General features: G+C 68.8%; 23 protein-coding genes. 9 read left to right on the top strand and 14 right to left on the bottom strand.

What is annotated here, in order from left to right; genetic code table 11:
* Window positions 1–41 precede the first annotated feature (41 nt).
* The 3 genes from ACYP33_RS31300 to ACYP33_RS31290 are packed head-to-tail and all read right to left on the bottom strand — an operon-like array spanning window position 42 to window position 4,025.
* Window positions 42–905 (bottom strand): HvfC/BufC family peptide modification chaperone, encoded by an 864-nt coding sequence (locus ACYP33_RS31300; RefSeq protein WP_459625088.1) that lies wholly within the window; start codon window positions 903–905, stop codon window positions 42–44.
* The gene (gene bufB / locus ACYP33_RS31295; protein WP_459625087.1) at window positions 898–1,920 is read right to left on the bottom strand and encodes an MNIO family bufferin maturase; all 1,023 of its coding nucleotides are present in this window, start codon (window positions 1,918–1,920) and stop codon (window positions 898–900) included. The genes ACYP33_RS31300 and bufB overlap by 8 nt, the downstream gene beginning before the upstream one ends.
* A 14-nt stretch (window positions 1,921–1,934) precedes the next feature.
* Entirely contained in the window at window positions 1,935–4,025 is a 2,091-nt protein-coding gene (locus ACYP33_RS31290) for a ferritin-like domain-containing protein (protein ID WP_459625086.1), read from the bottom strand.
* 258 nt (window positions 4,026–4,283) lie between these two features.
* Here ACYP33_RS31290 and ACYP33_RS31285 point away from each other — a divergent pair, with 258 nt between their 5' ends.
* Window positions 4,284–4,610 carry a hypothetical protein gene (locus tag ACYP33_RS31285; protein WP_459625085.1) on the top strand — a complete coding sequence of 109 codons (327 nt, stop codon included), beginning with the start codon at window positions 4,284–4,286 and terminating at the stop codon, window positions 4,608–4,610.
* Here the strand turns inward: ACYP33_RS31285 and ACYP33_RS31280 are convergent.
* On the bottom strand, window positions 4,553–5,026 hold the full coding sequence (locus tag ACYP33_RS31280) for a hypothetical protein (protein WP_414447605.1): 474 nt from the start codon (window positions 5,024–5,026) through the stop codon (window positions 4,553–4,555). The genes ACYP33_RS31285 and ACYP33_RS31280 overlap by 58 nt on opposite strands.
* Window positions 5,027–5,232: 206 nt before the next feature.
* On the bottom strand, window positions 5,233–5,475 hold the full coding sequence (locus tag ACYP33_RS31275) for a hypothetical protein (protein ID WP_414447606.1): 243 nt from the start codon (window positions 5,473–5,475) through the stop codon (window positions 5,233–5,235).
* Window positions 5,476–5,765: 290 nt separating this feature from the next.
* On the opposite strand from ACYP33_RS31275, the gene ACYP33_RS31270 reads away from it, so the two are divergent.
* The 7 genes from ACYP33_RS31270 (at window position 5,766) to ACYP33_RS31240 (ending at window position 10,944) form a co-directional block, all read left to right on the top strand.
* Complete coding sequence (locus ACYP33_RS31270; protein ID WP_414447607.1) at window positions 5,766–6,899, top strand: ABC transporter substrate-binding protein; 1,134 nt, start codon at window positions 5,766–5,768, stop codon at window positions 6,897–6,899.
* A 29-nt stretch (window positions 6,900–6,928) separates the two neighbouring features.
* Complete coding sequence (locus ACYP33_RS31265) at window positions 6,929–7,897, top strand: ABC transporter permease (RefSeq protein WP_459625084.1); 969 nt, start codon at window positions 6,929–6,931, stop codon at window positions 7,895–7,897.
* 25 nt (window positions 7,898–7,922) lie between these two features.
* The gene (locus ACYP33_RS31260; protein WP_459625083.1) at window positions 7,923–8,723 is read left to right on the top strand and encodes an ABC transporter ATP-binding protein; all 801 of its coding nucleotides are present in this window, start codon (window positions 7,923–7,925) and stop codon (window positions 8,721–8,723) included.
* 183 nt (window positions 8,724–8,906) lie between these two features.
* The gene (locus ACYP33_RS31255; protein ID WP_459625082.1) at window positions 8,907–9,221 is read left to right on the top strand and encodes a DUF4148 domain-containing protein; all 315 of its coding nucleotides are present in this window, start codon (window positions 8,907–8,909) and stop codon (window positions 9,219–9,221) included.
* Between the two features lie 14 nt (window positions 9,222–9,235).
* Window positions 9,236–9,790 (top strand): c-type cytochrome, encoded by a 555-nt coding sequence (locus tag ACYP33_RS31250; RefSeq protein ID WP_459625081.1) that lies wholly within the window; start codon window positions 9,236–9,238, stop codon window positions 9,788–9,790.
* A 132-nt stretch (window positions 9,791–9,922) separates the two neighbouring features.
* Window positions 9,923–10,351 carry a hypothetical protein gene (locus ACYP33_RS31245; protein WP_414439173.1) on the top strand — a complete coding sequence of 143 codons (429 nt, stop codon included), beginning with the start codon at window positions 9,923–9,925 and terminating at the stop codon, window positions 10,349–10,351.
* The gene (locus ACYP33_RS31240) at window positions 10,348–10,944 is read left to right on the top strand and encodes a hypothetical protein (RefSeq protein WP_459625079.1); all 597 of its coding nucleotides are present in this window, start codon (window positions 10,348–10,350) and stop codon (window positions 10,942–10,944) included. Before ACYP33_RS31245 ends, ACYP33_RS31240 begins: the two co-directional genes overlap by 4 nt.
* A gap of 135 nt (window positions 10,945–11,079) precedes the next feature.
* On the opposite strand, the gene ACYP33_RS31235 is transcribed toward ACYP33_RS31240, so the two are convergent.
* The 7 genes from ACYP33_RS31235 to ACYP33_RS31205 form a co-directional block, all read right to left on the bottom strand.
* On the bottom strand, window positions 11,080–12,186 hold the full coding sequence (locus tag ACYP33_RS31235; RefSeq protein WP_414447613.1) for a porin: 1,107 nt from the start codon (window positions 12,184–12,186) through the stop codon (window positions 11,080–11,082).
* Window positions 12,187–12,335: 149 nt separating this feature from the next.
* Window positions 12,336–14,270 carry a CocE/NonD family hydrolase gene (locus ACYP33_RS31230; protein WP_459625078.1) on the bottom strand — a complete coding sequence of 645 codons (1,935 nt, stop codon included), beginning with the start codon at window positions 14,268–14,270 and terminating at the stop codon, window positions 12,336–12,338.
* The gene (locus ACYP33_RS31225; RefSeq protein WP_459625077.1) at window positions 14,267–15,925 is read right to left on the bottom strand and encodes an ABC transporter substrate-binding protein; all 1,659 of its coding nucleotides are present in this window, start codon (window positions 15,923–15,925) and stop codon (window positions 14,267–14,269) included. Before ACYP33_RS31225 ends, ACYP33_RS31230 begins: the two co-directional genes overlap by 4 nt.
* The gene (locus ACYP33_RS31220) at window positions 15,922–16,941 is read right to left on the bottom strand and encodes an ABC transporter ATP-binding protein (RefSeq protein ID WP_459625076.1); all 1,020 of its coding nucleotides are present in this window, start codon (window positions 16,939–16,941) and stop codon (window positions 15,922–15,924) included. Before ACYP33_RS31220 ends, ACYP33_RS31225 begins: the two co-directional genes overlap by 4 nt.
* Window positions 16,938–17,915 carry an ABC transporter ATP-binding protein gene (locus ACYP33_RS31215; protein WP_459625075.1) on the bottom strand — a complete coding sequence of 326 codons (978 nt, stop codon included), beginning with the start codon at window positions 17,913–17,915 and terminating at the stop codon, window positions 16,938–16,940. Before ACYP33_RS31215 ends, ACYP33_RS31220 begins: the two co-directional genes overlap by 4 nt.
* 7 nt (window positions 17,916–17,922) lie before the next feature.
* Entirely contained in the window at window positions 17,923–18,873 is a 951-nt protein-coding gene (locus ACYP33_RS31210; RefSeq protein ID WP_459625074.1) for an ABC transporter permease, read from the bottom strand.
* Entirely contained in the window at window positions 18,870–19,841 is a 972-nt protein-coding gene (locus ACYP33_RS31205) for an ABC transporter permease (RefSeq protein WP_459625073.1), read from the bottom strand. Before ACYP33_RS31205 ends, ACYP33_RS31210 begins: the two co-directional genes overlap by 4 nt.
* Window positions 19,842–19,977: 136 nt before the next feature.
* On the opposite strand from ACYP33_RS31205, the gene ACYP33_RS31200 reads away from it, so the two are divergent.
* Window positions 19,978–20,952: a LysR family transcriptional regulator gene (locus ACYP33_RS31200; RefSeq protein WP_459625072.1), complete on the top strand. Its 975-nt coding sequence runs from the start codon at window positions 19,978–19,980 to the stop codon at window positions 20,950–20,952.
* On the opposite strand, the gene ACYP33_RS31195 is transcribed toward ACYP33_RS31200, so the two are convergent.
* Window positions 20,923–21,801 (bottom strand): ABC transporter ATP-binding protein, encoded by an 879-nt coding sequence (locus ACYP33_RS31195; protein WP_459625071.1) that lies wholly within the window; start codon window positions 21,799–21,801, stop codon window positions 20,923–20,925. The genes ACYP33_RS31200 and ACYP33_RS31195 overlap by 30 nt on opposite strands.
* A partial coding sequence (locus ACYP33_RS31190; protein WP_459625070.1) for an ABC transporter substrate-binding protein occupies window positions 21,798–22,744 on the bottom strand: 947 nt, incomplete at its 5' end. The genes ACYP33_RS31195 and ACYP33_RS31190, both read right to left, overlap by 4 nt.

Genomic DNA, 22,744 nt, shown 5'->3' with positions numbered 1-22,744 from the left:
TCAAGCCACCCTCGAGCCGCCTTCAAGCCGCCTTCAAGCGCTCAGGTCAGCATGACGAGGCTGGCCGCCTGCGCCGTGGGCAGCCACAGCGCGAGCCGCGCATGCAGCTCGCTCTCGCTCAGGCCGGTACGGCGCGCCGCGGCGCGCGCGCAATCGGCCAGCGTGCCGGGCCGCCGCGCCACGCGCCGCAGCGCGAAGAACTGCCAGTCGGCCAGCGGCTCCATCGACACGCGGAACCGGTGGCGGCGGATCGCGACATGGTTCGCCTGCCGCGCGGGCGGCTCGTCCGGGCGCTGGCCGCGCAGCCAGGGGCGGATGCCGTCGGCCGCGTGGCGCAGCGTCAGCAGCCGCGTCGTGGCGGGCAGGGCGACCGTGCACGACGCGCCGGTCAGCAACGGCAGCACGTCCATCGTCGCCGCGCCCGCGCCGCGCACGGGGTTGTCGATTCCGGCCGCGCGGCCCGATTCGGCAATCGCGCGTTCGAGCCGCGCCAGATCGAGCGGAAACGACTGCGACGCGCGCCGCGCCGCGCCCCCGCCCGTGCGCCGCTGCGAGCCGAGCAGGAACGCCGGAAACGCCGCGCCGAGCGCATGCAGTGTGGGCGAACGCGACGGATGCCGATGCAGATACGCCCGCGCGAAGAAGCGGAACAGCGTCGGGCCGAGCAGGCGCAACAGCGCCGGATATTCCGCTTCGAGACAGCCGATCAGGCGCAGCCAGTAACCGTCCGCGTACACCGCGAGCCGCGCCTGCGGATCGACGCCGCCCGGCACCGCGATCACGGCCGCGATGCCCGCGCCCTCGTGCTGCGCGGCCTGCGCCAGCCCGGCATCGAGGCCGCCCGGGTGGGTGGTGGCCATCTGCATCCAGCGCTGGATCGCCGCCATCGACATCGCGTCATCCATCGATCAGCTCCGGCGCGGGGAAATGCAACGGCGTGGAGAGCGCCGCATCGGGCAGCGCCGCGTGCCCGGCGGGCAGGTCGGCCTCGCTCAGGCGCTCGCCGGCCGCCACGCGGCGCGCCTTGTCGAGTTCCGCCAGCAGCGTGTCGTAGTCGGGCAGGTTGGCGTCCCATTCGAGCAGCGTGGAGACGCCGCCCGTCAGCCGCTGCGCCAGCGCGTACAACTCCCACACCGGCGCGGGCACCGGCTGATCGTGCGTATCGATCAGCGTGTCGCCGTGCCGGATATGGCCGGCCAGATGGATCTGCACGATCTGGTCGTGCGGCAGCGCGTACAGGTAGGCCACCGGGTCGAAGCGATGATTGACCGCGCTGACATACACGTTGTTGACGTCGAGCAGCAGCCCGCAGCCGGTGCGCCGCGCCAGCCGCGCGAGGAAATCGCATTCGGGCATCGTGGACGCGCGGAACTGCACGTAGCTCGACGGGTTCTCCAGCACGAGCGGGCGGCCCAGCCATTGCTGCACGGCATCCACGCGCGCGCTCACGTGATCGAGCGACGCGTCGGTCAGCGGCATCGGCAGCAGGTCGTGCGAGTTGTGCGAACCGAGGCCGGTCCAGCACAGGTGATCGGACACCCACACCGCGCGCACGTCGTCCATCAGGCGGCGCAGTCGGGTCAGGTAGCCGAGGTCGAGCGGCGTATCCGAACCGATCGACAGCGACACCCCATGCATGACGATCGGCACCTCGGCGGCGATCCGGTCGAGCATCGCGCGCTGATGGCCGGCATCCTCGAAATAGTTCTCCGAAATGATCTCGAACCAGCCCACGCGCGCGCCATCGGCGAGGATCGCCGGCAGGTGCTGCGGCCGCAGGCCGACCCCGAAGCCCAGGTCGGGCAGGCCCAGGCGCGGGGCGCGTTTCGATCCCGGCCCCGGCGCGAAGGCCGGGGCCACGCCAGCGCCCGGGGGCCATGCCCCCGGGCCGGCGCCGTCAGCATCGACGGTCAAGGTCATGCGTGGTGCTCCGATCAGGTCGACGGCGGCAGCGCGATGCGCAGCGTGGTGGCCGTCGGCTTGGCCGGGGCCGGCTTCTGGCGATGCGCCCAGACCTTCTCCAGCGCGCCCCAGGCAATGTCGTACACCGAATCGCCCTTCTCGAACGAGAGCGTTTCGAACGACGTGCCGTCCGGCGTCGTCAGCGGCACCATCTTGCCTTCGGCGTCGCAGTCGTACAGCTTCATCGTGCCGCTGGTCGGATAGAGCTGCGAGGCCGAGATCGGCACCGCGCAACCGCCGAAGCTCTTGCAGAGATTGTCGGCCGGCGCGCTGTACAGCGTCGGCGCGCCGCAACCGCCACCGATCTTCGCGGCGGATTGCGTGCTCGACGATTGCGAGCAGTTGCCGCCGCCCGTGACCAGCTGCACGAAACCGCAACCGCCTTGCGTCGCGCACAGGTTCGAGCCCTTGCAGCTGTGATACACGGCATGCGCGGCGCAATCGCCGCCGGTGGCGTCGAGCGACAGCGACTGGCAGGCGTGCATCGTGTCCGAGTGGCCGGCCGGTTGCGGCGCGTTCGGCGCGCGCAGCGTCGGCGCTTCGCCGTACACGGCCCAGTACAGCGCCATGCGGTCGCCCGAGCCCACCATCGACGGGAACGGGAACGCCACCGCCGCGTCCTCCCACGAATCGCTCAACACGGTGGTGATGCCGGCCAGCGCCCCCTTCACCACGTTGTCGAGTTCGGCGCGCGGCGTGCCGAGCTTGAGATCGTTCAGCGCGGCGGCCACATCCGCCGGCTTCGGGATGCTCGGGTTCGCCCCGGCCTCGCTCCAGCTCGGCGTGGTCAGCAACGCGGCCGTCCACTCGTGGCCGCTGGCATGCCAGTGCGTCCAGGTTTCGAGGTGCTGCACGTAGGCGGCGATCTGCTCGAAACGCTCGTGGTGGTCGAAGCCGCCGTTGTCGGCGCGGGCCGTGGCGTCGTCGCTTTGCGGGGCTTGCGCGCCGGTATCCGTATAGCTCGGGTAATCCTGTTCGAGCGCTTCCTTGCTCGGCTGGAAGCGCGGCAGCACGCTCTTGAGCGTCAGCAGGTTCGACGCGTTGTTCAGGCGCGCCGTGTCCTGCACCATCGCCACGAACGTGTTGACCGTCGGCCAGTCGATGCCGCCTTCGCCCTGGTCGCAGATCGCCCACATCATGCCGATCGCCTGCAGGTGCGCCTGGGCCGGCTGGGTGGTGGTCAGCATCGGCGTGACGCCCGGGTATTCGGCCATCGGGTGCGAGGTCGACGCGGTGTTGTTGAACAGGTCGCGCTGGCCGATCGGCTGATCCGAGCCTTCGGTGCGCACCAGCATCTTCTCGAACAGCGTGACGTTGTCGGTGTAGCGGATCGTCGTGTACTGGAGCAGGCAGTAGTACATCCAGCCGATCGTGCCGAACAGCGGCAGGTCGGTTTCGGTCTTCTGCGCCGTCCAGTTCGCGAACGGCACGGTCGGGAAGTACTTGCCATGCGCGTCGGGGTTGATCTTCTCGAGCGCCGTGTCGTGGTTCTGCTCGATGATCTCGAACAGCGTGACCTGGTCGGCCGTCAGCGCGGCCAGGTCCACGTTCAGCTTGCGGCCCGGCACGCCTTCGTTGATGTCGGTCAGATCGAGGATGTGCGGGATGACCGTCTTGTCCGGGCCGTAGCAGGTCCAGTTGTATTCGGCGTCCTGCAGCGCGGCGCTGTTGAAGTTCGGCTTGACGCCGAGCGCGGCAGAGAGGTTCGCGGCCATCTGCAGGTGCAGCATCTCGTCGATGAAGACCGAGAACACCAGGTTGTAGGCCTTCTGGTTGGCGACGGCGGTATCGGTGTCGGGGCCGGCCGGAATCTGGCCGATCGAGCGGCCCGGCCAGACGCGGCCCTGGTAGTAATCGATGCCCTTCGAGTTGATCGCGTGCGTGCCCTGGATCGACTTCATCGCGCACATGTAGAGCGGGATGGTGAACAGTTCGACGTTCACCGCGGCCTGCAGCAGCGCGGTCAGCGCGGCCTTGTCGGCGTCGAGCTGGTCGAGCGGCTGGCCGACGATCTGGGAGGGGTGATCGGGAATCAGGCCCGAAGCGGAGTGTGCCGTGGTCATTGCCTACCTCTGTGGGAATTTTCCGCGTTAACCCTTGAATGGCAACGTCGGATTGCTTTTATAAAGGCCGGTTTGCTGCGTGGATGAAGGCATCCGTGTTACCTCGCGCAGCGGGGATTTTCAATTCGTATGGCCCCGTGAATTGAAACACCCGAACATGACTGCCGTGTTACTCCATTCGCATACCGCGCGATGGCGCAAGCCTACACCGCCAAAAAGGCGTGTCACAAGCAATTTTCATGACAACGTCATTTTGTGATGGCGAAAGATAATCGCATGGCGCCTATTTATTTTAATGAATGGCTGCCAATGGATCTTCCATTGCTGCCATTATTTTTATTGTGCGCAGCGGGAATTGATCGCGCGAAAACGTTTGGCATTGAAGGGCGCCGACACAAGTTCGCCGGGCAATCGAATTTTATTTGGGGCGGCGTGGTTGTGGTTCGCAAGGGGGGAACATGGCGATCGGCTTGTTTCGAGTGCGGCAAGCTCGGGTTTCGGCTTGCCGCACCGGGAAAGCCGGCCGCTCAAGCCTTGCGGATCACCGCTTCGGCCTTCGCCTGCATCGGCACGATCGTGCTGTAATACGGCCAGATATACGGGCCGCCCGCCCCCTGATTCAGATCCTGATGAATCGACGTATAACCCTCGATCGCCGGCGGCGACGCGCTATCGATCACGAGCAGCGTGATCGCGGTAATCGGCTTTTTGTTCGGCTCGTTGGTCTTCCACGTCATGTAGATGAATTTCCCGCCCGCGCCGGCCTTCAGATCCTGCGGGTTCCATTCCCAGCCCGACGGCGGATTGGACTGCGCCTGGTCGTAGGCCACGAAATTCAGCGACGTGACCGGATTGCTGTCGCCGGTTTGATAGCCGATGTAGATATATTCGCCGCCCACGCCGGTATTCGTATCGGTGGTAATGAAATCCCACGGCCGTTGGTAGTGCGGGCCCGGGTTGTTGCCGGCTTGCGTCGTCAGAGCGTTAATCGGTGTGGTCATTTTTCACCCCTCTCAAGGTTTGAGTTGAGAGTTTAGTATATTAAGTGAAATGGAATTATCAACCGAGAGTCTTTTCGTTTTAATTGACTGTCCTGGTATCGCAGGACGCGACGTAATTCAAAATCGAAAACGAATTATGAATGATGCCGAAACCGTCGATTTTGTCATTCACGTTATCGATTCGCCGGCAAGGTTTCCGGCATTGATTAATGGCACAGCGCCGTCGAACTGAGCCGCAGCGCTTCCGCGATATCGCCGGGCCGCGCCGGCAGCGGGCCATACGCATCGGAGAACGCCTCGCCGCCGAAGCCGGGCGAGGGCGCGGAATCGGCATGCAGCGTCAGCGTGCCGGCCAGCAGCGCGAGCGCCACGCCAGCCATCGGCAACCAGCGCGCGGCGCGATGCGTGCGATGTGCGTTGCCGTGTTCGTCGTCATGTCGATGCTGCATTGTCCCGGGTTCGCAAGATGAAGTGGAAATGCCTCGCGCGAGCGTCGCGAATCGACGCGATGACGTCGTATGGAGCGCCTGAACGGCACGCGAAACACCCTGCACGGAGCCGTCCGATTCTAGTCACCCAGGCCCCGCTACCCCAACCAACGAGCGGCACTAAGCTTAGCGTTGCCCCCGGATGTAAATAGCTGAAATGGTGCTTTGACAGCCGATTCGCGGCGCTTCTAGCATTCGGCTTTTCCGAACCATTCGGAATCCTCCCTATCATCGTTCCCCGGGGACTCGCCATGCACCGCCCATCCTCCGCTCTCCGCGCCACCACCTTCCTCAAACGCGTGCTGTCGCGCCGCACGCCGCTCGCGCTGGCCGCTACGGCCACGCTCGGCGCGGCGGCGGCCGTGACCGCGTTCGCGGCATCCGGCCCGGCCGAGCCGAAAGCGGCGCTGACCTCGATCACGCTGCAACTCGACCCGATCACCGCGATCGCGCAGGACAAGGGCTTCCTGAAGGCCGAATACGCGAAGATCGGCGTCAAGCAGGTCACGCTGGTGGCGCCCGGCACCGCGCAGATGATCGGCGCGGAAGCGGCGCAATTGAATGGCGGCGGCATCGCCGTGGCGCAGCGGATGATCTATCCGGCCGTGGTGCACCGCGCCAACGGGCTGGACGCGGTGATCGTGTGGGAATCGCAGCCGTCGGACAAGTTCCGCACGCCGATCCTCGCGCGCGCGGACAACGACAAGATCAACGGCATCAAGGATCTCGACGGCAAGAAGTTCGCCAGCAGCCGCGTGAGCTGCTATTGGACGGCGCCATTCGAGGCCCTGACCAAGGCCGGCCTGCCGCTCGACAGCCGCACCTCGCACGGCCGCATCCGCTACCAGTCGATCGACTCGACCACGGTGGTCACGGCGGCGCTGCTGAGTGGGGCGATCGACGCCACGGCCATGCACCTCGGCACCTCGAACGCCGCCGCGCTGTATCTGGCGCATCAGGTCAAGGTGGTGGGCCGCTCGCCCGATCACGGCGAATACGTGGACGGCGCGGGCCGCGTGTCGTACTTCGCGATGCGCTCGTTCGCCGATCAATACCCGCAGGCGATTCGCGCGTTCCTGAGCGCGATGCAGCAGGCCCGCAGCTGGGCGCTCGCGCATCCCGACGACGCCGCGCAGATCGTCGCGCGCGAAACGCGCGTGCCGGTGGATATCGCGCGCTTCCAGATCACCGATCCGTCCGAGTTCTTCTTCATGGCCGGCGAGCCGGATGCGAAGAACGTGCGCTCGACCATCAAGCGCTTCCAGGCCTGGTACGTGGAGCACGGCGACGACATCCTGACCGAACGCCATCTGAGCGACCCGCAGATCGACGCGCTGGTCGACGACCGCTTCTTCGCGGGCGGCCAATACTCGATCTACCAGTGAGCGAGCCGGCTCGCCACACGGAGAACACGATGGCAAATGCAGCGACGCGGCAGCAGGCGCGCGCGGGGCTGGGCGGGCCGGTGCGGCGCGATGCGCCTCGGGCGACCAGTGACCATCACGGCAAGCACGATCAGCACAATCAGCACGACGCGCCGGACGACGCCAGCACGCCCGCCGCCCGGCAATCCGAACCCCGCACCCAACCCGGCCGCGACCGCTTCACGCTGGCGCGCCTCGGCTGGCTGGCCTGGCCGTGGATCCTGCCGGTGCTGATCGTCGGCTTGTGGAGCATCGCGAGCACCCGCCACTGGATTCCGGCCGTGTTCCTGCCCACGCCGTGGCGCACCGCCACCTCGTTCTGGGACATGCTGGTGCGCGATTCGTATCTGCACGATTTCGGCGTCAGCGTCTCGCTGGTGCTGCAATCGTTCGTGTATGGCGCGGCGGCCGCGATCGCGCTCGGCTTCACGGCCGGGCTGGTCCGGCCCGTCGAACGCTTCTTCGGGCCGACGCTCGACACGATCCGGCATATCCCCGGCATCGCGTGGTTTCCGCTGATCGTGCTGTGGCTCGGCGTGGGCGCGCCGGCCAAGACCCTGGTGATCGCCAAGACGGTGTTCTTCCCGGTGTTCCTCAACACGCTGCAGGGCATCCGCAACGCCGACGCGCGCCATATCGAACTGGGCCGCGTGCTGACGCTGACGCGCCTGCAGATGCTGCGCTACATCCTGATTCCGTCGGCGCTGCCGACCATCATGGTCAGCCTGCGCTACAGCGCGGGCCTCGCGTGGGCGATGGTGGTGGTGGCCGAGGGGCTGGCCGGGCAGCAGGGCATCGGCTTTCTGATCTTCCGCGCGCAATCGCTGCTGATGACCGACCAGTTGCTGGTGTGCATGGTGACGATCGGCGTGGTGGGCTTCCTGATCGATCGCGGCATGTACGCGGTGCAGCGTCATGCGCTGCGCTGGAAGGCGTCCGCGTCGCCCGGCGCGCAATAAATCAACCCGAACGGAGCACCCAGCCATGCCGGTTGCCACCCTCGGCCGCGACGCGCGGCCACCCGAGGCGGGCGAGCCCGCCCATCATCCGCTGCATGTTCGCGGCCTGACCAAGCGCTTCACGTCGCAGGGCCGCACCCGCACCGTGCTCGACGGCATCGAACTCGACGTCGCGCCCGGCGAATTCGTCAGCGTGGTCGGCCCGAGCGGTTGCGGGAAATCGACGCTGCTGCGCGTGCTGGCCGGCCTCGACGACGATTACGACGGCAGCTTGCGGCTCGGCGCGGCCGAGGTGCGCGGGCCAAGCCTGTCGCGCGGCATCGTGTTCCAGGATCACCGGTTGCTGCCGTGGCTCACGCTGGAGCAGAACGTGGCGCTGGCGCTGAAGAATGTCGACATCGACGACGCCACCAAGCGTGAGCGCGTGCGCGCCCATCTCGAACTGGTGGGCCTGGACGGCAGCCGCGACGCGTGGCCGGGCGAGCTGTCGGGCGGCATGGCGCAGCGCGGTGCGATCGCCCGCGCGCTGGTGACCGCGCCCGATGTGCTGCTGCTTGACGAGCCGCTCAGCGCGCTCGATGCGCTGACGCGCGCGCGGCTCCAGGACGCGCTGCTGGAGATCTGGCAGCGGCAGCGCGTGACGATGGTGCTGGTCACGCACGATATCGAGGAGGCGCTGTACCTGAGCCAGCGGATCGTCGTGCTGTCGGCCAACCCGGGGCGCGTCGAGCGGATCGTGGAGGTGCCGATCGATTACCCGCGCGACCGCGCGAGCTATGCGTTCGCCGACATGCGGCGCGAGGTGGGGGCAGCGATCGCGGCGTAAATCGCTGCACACGCGGCGCAAGCACGCCTTGTCGGCAGAAAAATGACAAAACGGTAATGAACACGTCAGCGTGACGGGGTCATGACACGGTGAGAATGCCTTATCGGCCGCGTGGGCCATCGACACGACAGCGCATGATGCGCTCGGCCGGCTCGCCCTTCGTGGGCGGACAAGGAGCTTCCGATGCGATTCCCGATCCGGGCGGCCAAGGCCGCCGTCATGCTGCTGGCCGCCTGCGCCGGCCTGTATTCCCAAGCGAGCCATGCGCAATTGACGCGCGCCCAGGTGCGCGCCGACCTCGTGCGCGTCGAACAGGCGGGCTTCGATCCACTCGGCGAGACGCTCGATTTCCCGGCCGACATCCAGGCCGCCGAGGCGAAGCTGGCGGCGTCCGATGCGGCGTCACTTGGCGCGGCCACGCCGCTGGCGGTCGCGAGCCGGGCCGATGCCAACGTCATCGGTGCGAGCGCGGGCGCGGCAGCGCCGCAATCGCATTGACCCGGCGGCACGGCATGGCGCATTCACCGCTTTCCCGGCGTTCCCGCTTCCCGTTCAAGGCTGTCGGCCTGACGCTGGCCGCCGTTGCGGCCACCGCCGCGGCCGGCGCGCTCGGGGTGATCTATTCCGGTTGGTACGACGTCTCCGCGATCCCGCCGCACGATCCGATCGTGGCCTGGGCGCTGCACACCACCTACGAGAACTCGCTGCATCGGCACGCGCGGGGCATCGTCGCGCCGCCCGACCTGATGAGCGACGCCAACATCGCGGCCGGCGCGCGGCGCTACGCGGCCACCTGCGTGGCCTGCCACGGCGCGCCGGGCGAACCGCCCGGGCCGATCGCGCGCGGCATCCTGCCCGGCGCGCCGTTGTTGCTCGACGCGAAGCGCCGCAACACGCCACCGCTGATGTTCTGGACCATCCGCAACGGCGTGCGCATGACGGCCATGCCGGCGTTCGGCAAGACGTTCAGCGATCAGGACATCTGGCAACTCGCGGCGTTCCTCAAGCATGCGCGCGGCATGTCGGCCGCCGATTACGCCCGGTTGAGCGCCGCGCCGGGCCGGTAGCGCATCGCTTTCAATTCAGTTCGTTGTCCGTTCGATTTCGCTTTCTTTCTGATACATTGCGTGTCGCGCCGCCCGGCTCGTTCATGACGAACCGCGTGGCGCGCATAACGACATCACACTGAGAGAACAACCATGTTGCGAAATCGAATCGGGCGAGCCTCGGCGGGGGCCGTGCTGGCCGCGTCGTGCATGCTGGCGGCCAGCGCCGCCCAGGCCGCCGGGCTGGACATCCACGATGCGCGCCTGCAGGACCTGTATGCGCGCTACGCACAGGCCGACTACGAGGTCGACGACCTGCCGGAATTCGGCGACGGCAAGCACGTGCGCTTCGACGGCGTGGTCGTCGAACACGCGGAAGGCCTCGACGGCGGCAATATCTTCGTGGCCGGCGATCCGGCCAAGCCCACGGAAGCCGTCGCGCGCCTCGGCGCATTCGACGACGCCACCGACGCGCAAATGAAGGCGCTGCCGGTCGGCAAGCGCTTCAAGGCGATCTGCGTGCTGCAAGCCACCTCCGGCACGCACTACCTCGCGCTGACCGACTGCGTGGTGAAATCATGAGCGGCGCGTTCCGATTCCGCCTCGCGGGCGCCGCGACTGCGCTGTCGATGCTGCTGGCGATGCCGGCCAGCCATGCCGCCTCAGCCGTTCCCTCGGCCTCGCTCGATTCCCGCGCGCTGCTCGACAAGATCGTGCAATGCCGCGCCTCCTACGACGAACTGGCCGAATTCAACGACCGCGTCGATCAGCACCGCGTGAAGCTGCGCGAAGCCAAGGCGCAGGATCTTGCGCCGGGGCCGGCGTGGACCGTCACGCCGCCGCTCACGACGCTCGGCGTCAAGAGCAGCACGGTGGTGCTGAACAGCCGCAGCACGGTGCTGCTGATCGTGCCGTCGGCGCATCCGTATAACGACGTGCTCGCGCTCGTACCGGGCAACGGGATGGAAATCGAGCTGAAGATGGGCACGGATGCGATCGTCCGCAAGGACATCGACGACCGCGCCCTGCGCGCGTTCACGGTGGACAAGACGCATTACGCGGCCGGTTGCGTGTATGACGAACGCCGGATGCTGCTGGCGCGCGCCGCGCGCTACAACGCGTCGCCGGAACGGCAGGCCGAGAAGAAGGCGCTCGAACGGGCGCTCGATCAGTAAGCGGTTGGGCGGCTCGGAATCGGCGCCGCGCCCGCATGGGGGCGGCGCCGGTTTCCGTTTCAGGGCCGCGCGATCTCGCGGGCCAGCCGCACCACCGTTACGCCGGGCGCGTCTTTCGGCGCAAGCGGCCCCGCGTCAGAACTTGTGCCGAATGCCCGTCACGGCCAGGAACTGCGACGCGCCGCTCGATGCGCCGCTGGTGCCTTCGATCTGCGCCACCGCGTTGCTGGCGTGCTGGTAGAGCAGGTCGATGTAGATGTCGGTGCGTTTCGACAGGAAATACTGGAGCGCCGTGTTGGTCTGCCAGTAGTGCCACGAACCCACCGCGCCGTTGGTCGACACGTTCGTATACGTCTCGCCCACGGCCGCATGCAGCGCCGGTGTAATCGCATAGCGCAGGCTGGCCTCGGCGTTCTGGTAGGTCTGGTGCTGGCTGGCCGGCGTCAGTTCGAAGCGGGTATTGGTGTACATCAGCCCGAGCGTCGCGCGCCCCATCTCGTACAGCCCGCCCACGCCCCAGATGCGCTGGTTCGTGATGCCCTTCAGGAACGTGAAGTAGTTGTCGGACGGAATCGCGCCGGTGGTGTCGGTGGCCGGATGGTCGAGCACCACGTAGGCCGCGCCGAGCCGCCACGGGCCGCCCGTCCAGGTCGCGCCCACGCTGTACGAGCGGTTGGTCGCGAACGAGGCCGCGTTGCCCGACAGCGCGTACATGGTGTTGACCTGCAGCCCGTAAATCGTCGGCGTGACGTACTTGATCGAATTGTCGGTGCGGAACGAGTTGTTGATGTCGTCGGTGTCGAACGGGTGGGTGGCGTACTGCACCATATCGGTGGCCATCTGCAGCGGTTCGAGCGAATCCTGCGACGCGTTGTACTGGCGGCCCAGCGTGATCGTGCCGTAGCGCGCCGTGGCGATCCCCACCCAGGCCTGCCGCCCGAACATGCGGCCGTTCGCGCTGGCCACGCCGGTCTGCAGGTTGAAACCGTTCTCCAGCCGGAAGATCGCGCGGTTGCCGCCGCCCAGATCCTCGCTGCCGAGAAAGCCCCAGCGCGAGCCTTGCTCGCTGCCGGCCGTGGCCTGGTAGTTGGCGTGGCCGCCCTGGTTGCTCGTGTACGTGAAGCCGCCGTCCACGATGCCGTACAGCGTGACGCTCGATTGCGCCTGCGCCGCGCCGGCCGCCAGGCCGAGCCCGAGGCCGCCGGCCGCGATGCGGATGGCCCGCAACGATGCTGTTTTCATGATGTTTTCCCCTGTTTCAAGCACTACGGTTGACGTTGTTAACTACTCTGTACTGCGAACTAAAGACGAGCCGATCCGCCCCATGGCGCCGCGTCGTGCGCGGCGTGGGGTGGCGAATCAGGCGGGAAGGCCCGGCAGCCCGGGCCGGTTCAGGCGGTGTGCGGCGGCAGCGCGAGCGCGTCGAGTTGCGCGGTGTCCACGATCGGCAGCACGAGTTGCGACGGGGTGCCCGCACCGAGCCACACGCGGTTGACGGCCACGCGCGGCGCGCGGGCCAGCGCGGGCGCTTCGCCGCTGTTCGGGTTCACGTCGAAGTGCGGGAAGTTGCTGCTGGAGATGTCGATGCGGATGCGATGGCCGCGCGCGAAACGGTTCGCGGTGGCGAACGGCTCGATCGCGATCTCGTACACACGGCCCGCTTCGAGCAGTTCGGGCGCTTCCCACGACGCATGGAAGCGGCAGCGGAAGATGCCGTCGGTCAGGTTCATCGCATAGCCGTCCGGGTAATCGGCGTTGGGCGGGCACACGTCGATCAGCTTGGCCGTGAAATCGGTGTCGGGCGCGTCGCTCGATACCCACAGCCGCACGCGGATCGGGCCGGCCACCGCCACGTCGTGTTCGAGCGGGGGCGTCTGGAACACCAGCACGTCGGGCCGTGCGGCGAGCGGCCGGCCCGGCGCCTGCACGCCGAAGAAGCCGGGCAGCTCGCGCTGGTCGAATGCGCCGCCCTCGAACACCGGCGCGCCCGAGGTCAGCGCGCCGCCGATGGTGGGCACCGGGCGCGCGGGGTCGAACGCGTAGGCGATCGAGGTTTGCGCGTCGTCGGCCGCGGCCGGATCGCGGGTGAGCGAGCCGTCGGCGCGCAGGTGAAACGGCACCGCTTGCGTGCCGGGCAGCGGCCATGACGGCGCACCGATCCAGCGCCCGCCGTGCGACATGCGGCCGTCGGCGTTGCGGCGGCCGCTGCCGCCGCCCATCACGAAGATGCGGGCCACCGGCTCGATGGCGCGCGGCGCGTCCGCCGGCTTGAGCCAGCGGTCGAACCAGCGTGCGCGCATCGCGAGCCAATCCTCGGCCAGCTCGCCTTCGATCGCCGCATGCTCGCCGAAATCGACGTCGCCGCTGTAGCGCACGTTGCGGTCGCCGTGCAGCCACGGCCCCATGATCAGATACGCGGGCGCCTCGGGCACGTCCGACAGCGCCGCGAAATTCGCCAGCGTGCTCTGCACGTAGGCGTCGTACCAGCTCGACATCCAGATTGCCGGCACGCGCCGCATCGCGCCGTAGAAATGCTCGGCGCAGATGCCGGGCTGGCGCCAGTAGTCGTCGTAGGCGTCGCGCGTCCATTGCTCGAACAGGTAATGCTCGTAGTCGGGCACGCTGGCCAGCGGCGAATGGCCGGGCCGCCAGGGCATGCGCGCGAACCAGTCGCGCAGGTCGTGCCCGGCAAGCGCCGCAGCCACCAGCGGATCGGCCTCGGCGGCCGGGCTGTTGCGCGCGCGGTTGAACGCCCAGGTGGCCTGCTTCAGCTCGAACGCACCGCCCTGGCGGATGCCGCAGTGGTAGCCGTTCGCGAAGCCGCCCGAATCGAGCACCATGCAGGCCAGCGCGGGCGGGTTCAGGCAGGCGGCGGCCAGTTGCGTGTGCGCCGCGTACGACAGGCCCATCGTGCCGACCCGCCCGTCGGACCACGGCTGCGCGGCGATCCAGGCCATCGTGTCGAAGCCGTCGGGGCCTTCCGCGATGTATTTCTCGAACGCGCCTTCGGAGCCGTAGCGGCCCCGGCAATCCTGCATCACCACCGCATAGCCGCGCGCCGCGAAATAGCGCGCCACGTCGGCGCGGTTCATCGGCGGCGCGCCGTGGTGGATCTCCGAGCGCGACAGGTCGGTCTTGCCGTACGGCGTGCGTTCGAGGATGGCCGGCAACGGCGCGTCGATGCCCACCCGGTAGCCGGGCGGCAGGTACACGTCGGTGGCGAGGCGCACGCCGTCGCGCATCGGCACCATCAGGTCGGCCAGCCCGGCCGCCGGCGAGGCGGCGGCATCGGGGAAAGCGGCGGTCGGCGAAGCGAAAAACGTCATGGTCGGGTCTCTACGTAGAGCAGGGAAGTGCGTTCGGCCTGGTTCGGATGAAAGATCACGCCGCCGCGCGCCGCCCAGTAATCGACGGGGAAATAGAGCGGCACGATCGCGTAATCGCGGAAGGCGACATCGGCCGCGTCGGCCAGCAATTGGCGGCGCGCGGTGGTGTCGAAGGTTTGCGAGGCCTGTTGCAGCAGCGCGTCCACGCGCGGGTTCGAATAACGCGTGCGGTTGAACGCGCCGGTGCCGGCCGCCGTTGAATGGGTGGCGATCACGTTGGTCAGCGCGATCGCCGAATCGCTGGTGCTGTTGCCGAAGCTGAACACGAACGCGCTGTAGGCCCGCTTCGCGGCCGCCCCGGCGTACACGTTGTACGGCTGCGTGACCACGTCGTCGATGCGGATGCCGCCGCGCGCCAGCATCTGGCCGAGCACCTGGCCCAGGTCGCCGTCGCTGGCGAAACGGTCGTTCGATGCGTGCAGCGTGAGCCGGAAGCCCTGCGGATAGCCGGCCTCGGCCAGCAGGCGGCGCGCGCCGGCCGGGTCAAAGGCATCGGGCGTCAGGCGCGGGTCGTGGCCGCCGAGGCCGGGCGGCGCGATCTGCGCGGCCGGCAGCGCCGCGCCGTTGAGCAGGTAGCGCGCGATCGCCTCGCGATCGATCATCTTCGAGATCGCCTCGCGCACCCGCACGTCGCGCAGCGGGTTCGCGCCCGCCTGCGCGCCGCCGGCCGGGTTCGCCGCCACATGCACGAACGGCGACACCGGGCGCGAGCCGTCGAGCGCCAGATAGATCAGCCGCGCCGACGGCCCCGAGAACAGCGTCACGTCGCGCGTGTGGCGCAGGCGATCGAGCGTGACCGGCGGCACGTTGTCGATCAGATCGACCGAGCCGGACATCAGCGCCGAGAGCCGCGCCGCGTCGTTGGCCACGAAGCGCAGCGTCGCGTGGTCGAACGCGGGGCGCTTGCCCCAGTAATACGGGTTGCGTTCGAGCACCAACCGGTCGCCCGGGATCCAGCGCACCAACCGGTACGGGCCGGTGCCCACCGCCACGGCCGGGTTGCGGTAATCGCTGCTGGCGTGGCCGGCCGCGGCGTGTCGCGACGCGATATACACCAGCCCGACCTGCTCGACGAAAGCCGGTGACGGTGTTTTCGTCACGATCCGCAAGGTCAGCGCATCGATCACGTCGATGCGCGCGATCTCGGCCACCGCGCCCGAGAACGGCGCGGGGCTGTTCGGCACGTGGCGCGCGCGTTGCAACGACCAGGCCACGTCGTCGGCCGTCAGCGGCGAGCCGTCCGAGAAGCGCACGCCGGGGCGCAGATGGAATTCCCAGGTGGTCGGATCGAGGTTGCGCCACGATTGCGCGAGGCCGGGCCGCACCTGCAGGTTTTCGTCCTGCGAGATCAGGCGCTCGAACAGGTTCTCGGCCGTCTGCATGTTGTTCTGCGTGCGCGAGAACAGCGGATCGAGCGAGGCCGGCTCGGAGGCCAGCGCCATCGTGATGTCGCGGTGAGCGGCATTTGCGGCACCCGCCGCATCGGCGGCCTGCGCGGGAGCCGCGCCCGCCAGCGCGGCGGCCAGCCAGGCGGCGAGCGTCAGCCGCGCCGGCAACCCGCGCCGCACATTCGCCGGGAAACGGAGCCGCATCATGCCGCCTCCACGAGATGACAGGCGCTCCAGTGCCCGCTGGCGGTTTCGCGCAGCAGCGGCCGCTCGCTGCGGCAGCGCGCGTTCGCGTGCGGGCAGCGCGGATGGAAGTGGCAGCCGGACGGCGGCGCGAGCGGCGAGGGCAGCTCGCCGCGAATCGATTCGAAGCGATGCCGGCGGTTCGCGAGCCGCGGCACCTGGCCGAGCAGCGCGATCGTGTACGGATGCTGCGGCCGCGCGAACAACGCCTCGGTGGGGGCGGTTTCCACCACGCGCCCGAGGTACATGATCGCCACGCGGTCGCTCAGGTGCTCGACCACGCCCAGGTCGTGGCTGATGAACAGGTAGGTAAGGCCGAGGTCGCGCCGCAGCCGCATGAACAGGTTGATGATCTGCGCCTGGATCGACACGTCGAGCGCGGCGATCGATTCGTCGCAGATCAGGAAATCGGGGTTCACGGCCAGCGCGCGGCCGATGCCGATGCGTTGCCGCTGGCCGCCCGAGAACTGATGCGGGAAGCGATCGCGGAAATCGGGGTTCAGCCCGACGCGCTGCATCACGTCCACCACGAACGCGTCGTAGCCGGCGCGATCGACCAGGCCATGCACCCGCGGCGCCTCGCCGATGATGTCGCGCACCCGCTTGCGCGGATTCAGCGACGACAGCGGGTCCTGAAAGATCAACTGGGTGGCGAGCCGTTGCGCGCCGGATTGGGTTGCGGCTGCGGTTGCCGCGCCCGCCGCCGCATCGAACACGCGAATCGTGCCGTCGGACGGCGGCACCACACCGGCCAGCATCCGGCCGAGCGTGGATTTTCCGCAGCCCGATTCGCCGACCAGGCCGAGCACCTCGCCGCGCCGGATCGTCAGATCCACGCCGTCGACGGCATGCACCACCGGCGCGGCCGGCTTCGCGCCGAGCCAGCCGGCGATCCGCTCGGCATAATGGGGCCGCCGCGCGAAGCGCCGCGACAGTTGCCGCGCCTCCAGCAGCGGGGCGGTTTCGGGAAGGGGGCTCATTGAGTGTCTCCGTTGCGCGGGTGGAAGCAGCGCCAGGTGTGATCGTGGTCGGCCGCCACGGGCGGCTCGGTGCTGCGGCACTGCGCGCTGGCGCGCGTGCAGCGCGGCGCGAACGCGCAGCCGGCCGGCAGCGCCAGCAGGTTCGGCGCGATGCCGGGAATCGGTTTCAGCGGCGCGCCGCGCGGCGCATGCTCGGGCAGCGATTCGATCAGGCCGATCGTGTAGGGATGGCGCGGGCGGTCGAGGATCGCGTCCACGCTGCCCGATTCGACGATGCGGCCCGCGTACATCACGCAGACGCGCTGCGCGAGCCCCGCGACCACCGCCAGATCGTGGCTGACCCACACCATCGCCGTGCGCGTGCGCTCGCACAGCGCCTGCATCTGCGCGAGGATCTGCGCCTGGATCGTCACGTCGAGCGCGGTGGTGGGTTCGTCGGCGATGATCAGATCCGGCTCGTGCAGCAGCGCGATGGCGATCGCCACGCGCTGGCGCATGCCGCCCGACAACTGATGCGGATAGGCGGCGAGCCGTTCGTCGGGCGCGGCGATGCCGACCTTGGCGAGCGCATCGCGCGCCCGCTCGCGCGCGGCCGACTTCGACACGCTGGCATGGGCGCGCACCGATTCGATCATCTGCGTATCGATGCGCAGCACCGGGTTCAAGGTCATCATCGGATCCTGGAATATCATCGCGATCCGGTTGCCGCGCAGGCGGCGCAGCGCATCGGGCGCGAGCGTGGTCAGGTCGCGGCCGTTGAACAGCACCTGGCCGCCGACGATGCGGCCCGGCGCGTCCACCAGGCCGAGCACCGAGAAGCCGGTGATCGACTTGCCGGAGCCGGATTCGCCGACCAGGCCGACCACCTCGCCCGGCGCGACGTCGAAGCTGACGTCGTCGACCGCGCGCGCGATGCCGTCGCCGGTGAAGAAATGCGTGCGCAAGTGCTGCACGGAAAGCGTGGGCGTCGTCATGTCGATCCTATTTCTGCAAACGCGGGTTGAGCGCTTCGCGCACGCTGTCGCCGACCACGTTCATGCTGAACACCAGCGTGAGCAGCAGCAGGCCGGGCAGCACGCTGATCCAGTAGTTGCCGGCCAGCAGTTGCTGGAAGCCGTTCGCGATCAGCAGGCCGAGCGACGGCCGCGTGACCGGCAGGCCGATGCCGAGAAAGCTCAGGGTGGCCTCGGCCGAGATCGCCGAGGCCACCTGCACCAGCCCGATCACGATCACGGGCGGCAGGCAGTTCGGCAGCAGATGCCCGAACAGCACGCGGCGATGGCCGAGGCCCAGGCAGCGCGCGGCCTCCATGTATTCCTTGCGGCGCTCGACGGCGGCCACCGCGCGCACCGTGCGGGCGAAATAGGCCCATTGCACCGTGACCAGCGCCAGCACCACCTTGTCCACGCCCTGACCGAGCACGGCCAGCACCATCAGCGCGACCAGGATGGTCGGAAAGCCCAGCAGCAGATCGACGGTGCGCATCACGAGCGCGTCGACGGTGCGGCCGAAGTAGGCGGCGCACAGGCCCAGCGTGGTGCCGAGCGTCATCGCCACCGCGCCGGCCAGCAGGCCGACGCCGAGGCTGATGCGCAGCCCGTACAGCATCGCGGCCAGCATGTCGCGGCCAAGCGCGTCGCTGCCGAGCAGGTAAAGGTGGCCGCTGGCGCCGCGCGCGAACGGCGGCAGCCGCGCGTCGCTGACGCTCAACTGGGCGAGGTCGTAGGGGTTTTGCGGCGCGATCCACGGCGCGAGCAGCGCCACGGCGATCAGCACGATCAGCACCGCGCTGGCGGCGGCAATGCCGGGCGAGGCCGCCAGGCTGCGCACCACGCGGCCGGCCGTGGTGTGCGGATCGAGCCGCGGCAGCCTGGGCAGCGCGGTGCGCAACGCGAGGCGCGTGCGCAGGGAACGGGCGAGCAGGCCGATCATGCCGCCTCCAGCCGCACGCGCGGGTCCAGCAGCGACTGGACGATGTCCACCAGCAGGTTCAGCAGCGTGAACATCGTCACGACGATCAGCAGATAGGCCACGATCACCGGGCGATCGAGCCGCGTGATGCTGTCGATGATCAGCTTGCCCACGCCCGGCCACGCGAAGATCGTCTCGGTTACCGTCGCGAACGCGATCAGCGAGCCGAACTCCATGCCCACCACCGTGACGATCGGAATCAGGATGTTCTTCAGCACGTGCACGCCGATCACGCGGCGCTCGGGCAAGCCCTTGGCGCGCGCGAACTTCACGTAATCGAGCGGCAGCGTTTCGCGCACGCCGGCCCGCGTGAGCCGCGTGACCAGCGACATCTTGAACAGCGAGAGATTCAGCGCCGGCAGCAGCAGGTGCAGCAGCCCGTCGCGCGTGGCGAGGCTCGTATGGATGCCGAGCCAGTCGCCGAGCGCGCCGCGCCCGGCCGACGGCAGCCAGCCGAGCGTGACCGAAAAGATCAGCACCAGCATGATCCCCTGCCAGAAGTTCGGCAGGCTGAAGCCGAGGATCGAACCGGACATCACCATCCGGTCGAACCGCGAGCCGGCGCGCAGCCCGGCCAGCAGGCCGAGCGGCAGGCCGATGCCGAGCGCCAGCACCAGCGCGACGAAGCCCAGCTCCAGCGTGGCCGGCAGCCGTTCGAAGATCAGACGAATCGACGGCTCGTCGAACACGAACGAGCGCCCCAGGTCGCCATGCAGCGCATGCACCACGAAATGCAGGTATTGCTGCCAGAGCGGCTGATCCAGCCCCAGCGCGCGCACCGCCTGGGCGATCTCGGCGGGGCTGGCGTCGGCCGGGATCAGGATCGCGACCGGGTCGCCGATTGCGTAGACGCCGCAGAACACCAGCAGCGACGTCAACCACAGGACGCCGGCGCTCTGGACGATGCGGCGGATGATGAAGGCCATCATTGCGTGTCGAACCTCGAATGTTGAGAATGCGATGGCCGGCGCCTGTCCGGTGCCGGTCGTTGGATGCGATGATTCGACGTCAATATGGCGGTCGCAAGCCTATGCGCGATCGGCATACGTCTATGCATAAACTGCGATGAACCTGAAACAGCTCGAAGCGTTCGCGGCGGTGGCCGCGCTGCACACCACGACGGCCGCCGCGCAGCGGCTGGGCCTGTCGCAGTCGGCGGTCAGCCGCTTGCTGGCCCAACTGGAAGAAGACCTCGGCCTGACCCTGTTCCAGCGCGAACAGGGGCGGCTCGCGCCCACGCGCGAGGCCGACGCGCTGGTGGGCGACGCCGAGGCGATTCTCGAAGCCGCGCGCTGCCTGGAGCGGCATGCGCAGCAACTGCGGCTGGCCGGCACGCGCCGCAAGCTGGTGCGCGTGATGGTGCCGAACACGCTTGCGCAATCGCTGCTGCCCTCGGTGCTCGGGCGCTTCTACGAAACCTATGACGACGCCGTGCTCGAAGTGTTTTCGGGCACTTATCAGGCGTCCGAGCAGGCGTTGCGCAGCCGCGAGGTGGACCTGGCGATCGTGCGCCTGCCCGATCCGCAGCCGGGCCTGACGATGGTGCGCGAGTTCGTGAGCGAGGCGGTGTGCGTGATGCCGGCCGGTCATCCGCTGGCGGCGCTGGCGGAAATCGGCCCGCGCGATCTGGACGGCGTGCCGATGGTGCTGTTGTGGCGGCAGAGTTCGATGCGCCACGAAGTGGATGCGTCGTTTCGCAATGCCCGCATCAGCCAGGCGATCGCGGCCGAGGTGCATTCGGTCAGCGTGGCCTGCGCGATGGCCGAGCGCGGCATCGGCGTGACCATCGTGAGCCGCCTGATCGCCAGCACCTGCGCCGGCAACGGGCTCGTGATGCGGCCGTTCCGGCCGGAGCTGGCGTTTTGCGTGGCGATCGCGGCGCTCGACAGCGAGCCGCTCGGGCCGGTGGCGCGAGCGTTCGCGGAGCAGTTGGGGGAGGCGCTGGCGGCGCTCGATGCGCCAGGGGCGGGGGTTGAGCAGCACCCCGCGCGCGACGGCGCCGGCCCGGATTCAGCGGCTGGCGGGCTGGCCGACGGTTGATGCGGCGCGGCGCTTGCCGGCCAGCAGCGGCAGCACCAGCGGCGTGCCCGTGACCGGATCGGCGATCACCTGCGTATCCAGCCCGAACGCCGCGCGGATCACCGCCGGCGTCACGATCTCGCACGGATCGCCACGCGCGACGAGGTGGCCGCCGCGCATCACGATCATGTCGTCCGCGTAACGGCACGCCTCGTTGAGGTCGTGCAGCACCGCGACGATCGTCGTGCCGTGCCGCGCATTCAACTGGTGACACAGTTCGAGCACCTCGATGCGGTGCGCGAGATCGAGAAACGTGGTGGGCTCGTCGAGCAGCAGGATGTCGGTCTGCTGCGCCAGCGACATCGCGATCCACACACGCTGCCGCTGCCCGCCCGACAGTTCGGACACCCGACGATTGGCCAGCTCGGCCACGTCCGTGGCGGCCATCGCTTCGGCAATCGCGGCGCGATCCTCGGCCGATTGCCAGCCGAACGCCGATTGATGCGGGTAGCGCCCGCGCCCGACCAGTTCGGCCACCGTCACGCCGTCCGGCGCCTGCGACGATTGCGGCAGGAAACCCACCCGCCGCGCGAACGGCTTCGACGCGTAATCGCGCACGTCGCGCCCGTCGAGCGATACGCTGCCCTGCGCCGGGCGCAGCAGGCGGCTCAAGGCCTTCAGCAAGGTGGATTTGCCGCAACCGTTCGGCCCGACGATCGCCGTGAAGCGGTGCGGTGCGATCGTCACGTCGAGGTTCTCGGCGATCGAGGTGCCGCCCGGATAGCGCAGGCTCAGGCCGCGCGCCTGGAGGCCGTCGTCGTTGGCGGCCGTCACGGGCGGGGCGAGTGCGTCGGTTTCGGCCGCGTTCACGGCGTGGCTCCGTCACCCGCACCCGCGAGCGCGCGATCGATGCGCGGCACGAGGTGGCCGAGCGAATAGTCGATGCTGGCCGGCGAGCCGGTGGCGAAGGCCGCGCGCAGTTCGGCGTCGCGCCGGTTGTCGAGCAGCACCACGCGGTGCTGGCGGAACGCGTCGAGCGCCCGCACGGCCGGCTCGCCGACGATCGACGCGGCCGGGCGCGCGAACGCCACCAGCAGCACGAGGTCCGCGTCGATCGCGCCGGTGCGCTCGATCGGCAGGTCTGCGAAATAGTTGCGGGCCGGCAGGCGCTTGACGGCCGGCGACAGCGTCAGGCCGATATCCTCCAGCAACTGCGGCCGCACATCGCCTTCGACATAGGAGTGCCAACCGTTCTGCACGCCCCAGTTGATCGTGAACGTCTTGCCCGCGAACGCCGGATGCGCGGCCTTCACGGCCTGGATTTTCGCGGTGGTGGCGGCGATCAGCACCTTGCCCGCTTCGACCTTGCCGAGCGCCAGCGCGTCGATCGTCACCTGGCGCTGCCACGGCAGGTTGTTGTTCGTCAGGCCGGGCGGCGAGGCCACCGTCGGCGCGATCCGCGACAGCAACTGGTAGTTCGCCTGCGAGCTGTTGTCGCGGCCGTTGACGTCGAGGATCAGGTCCGGGTGCAGTGCGGCGATCCGCCGGAAATCGAGGTCGCCGCGCGGCAGGATCACCGGCGCGGGGCCATGCACCAGTGATTGCGACCACGGGTTGACCTGGCCCGGCTTGAGGCCGAGCTGCTGCCAATCCTGGATCGCGACCGGCGTGACGCCGAGCGCGAGCACCACGTCCGCCTCGTTCCAGCCGAGCGCGACCACGCGCAAGGGCTGGCGCGCGACGGTCGTCGTGCCCCATTGATGCGTGATCGTTACCGGAAACGCGGGCGCGGCGGCATCGGGGCCGGCCGCCG

The sequence above is a fragment of the Burkholderia sp. 3C genome (genome assembly GCF_054589155.1).
This window is presented reverse-complemented; position numbering and strand designations above follow the sequence as displayed.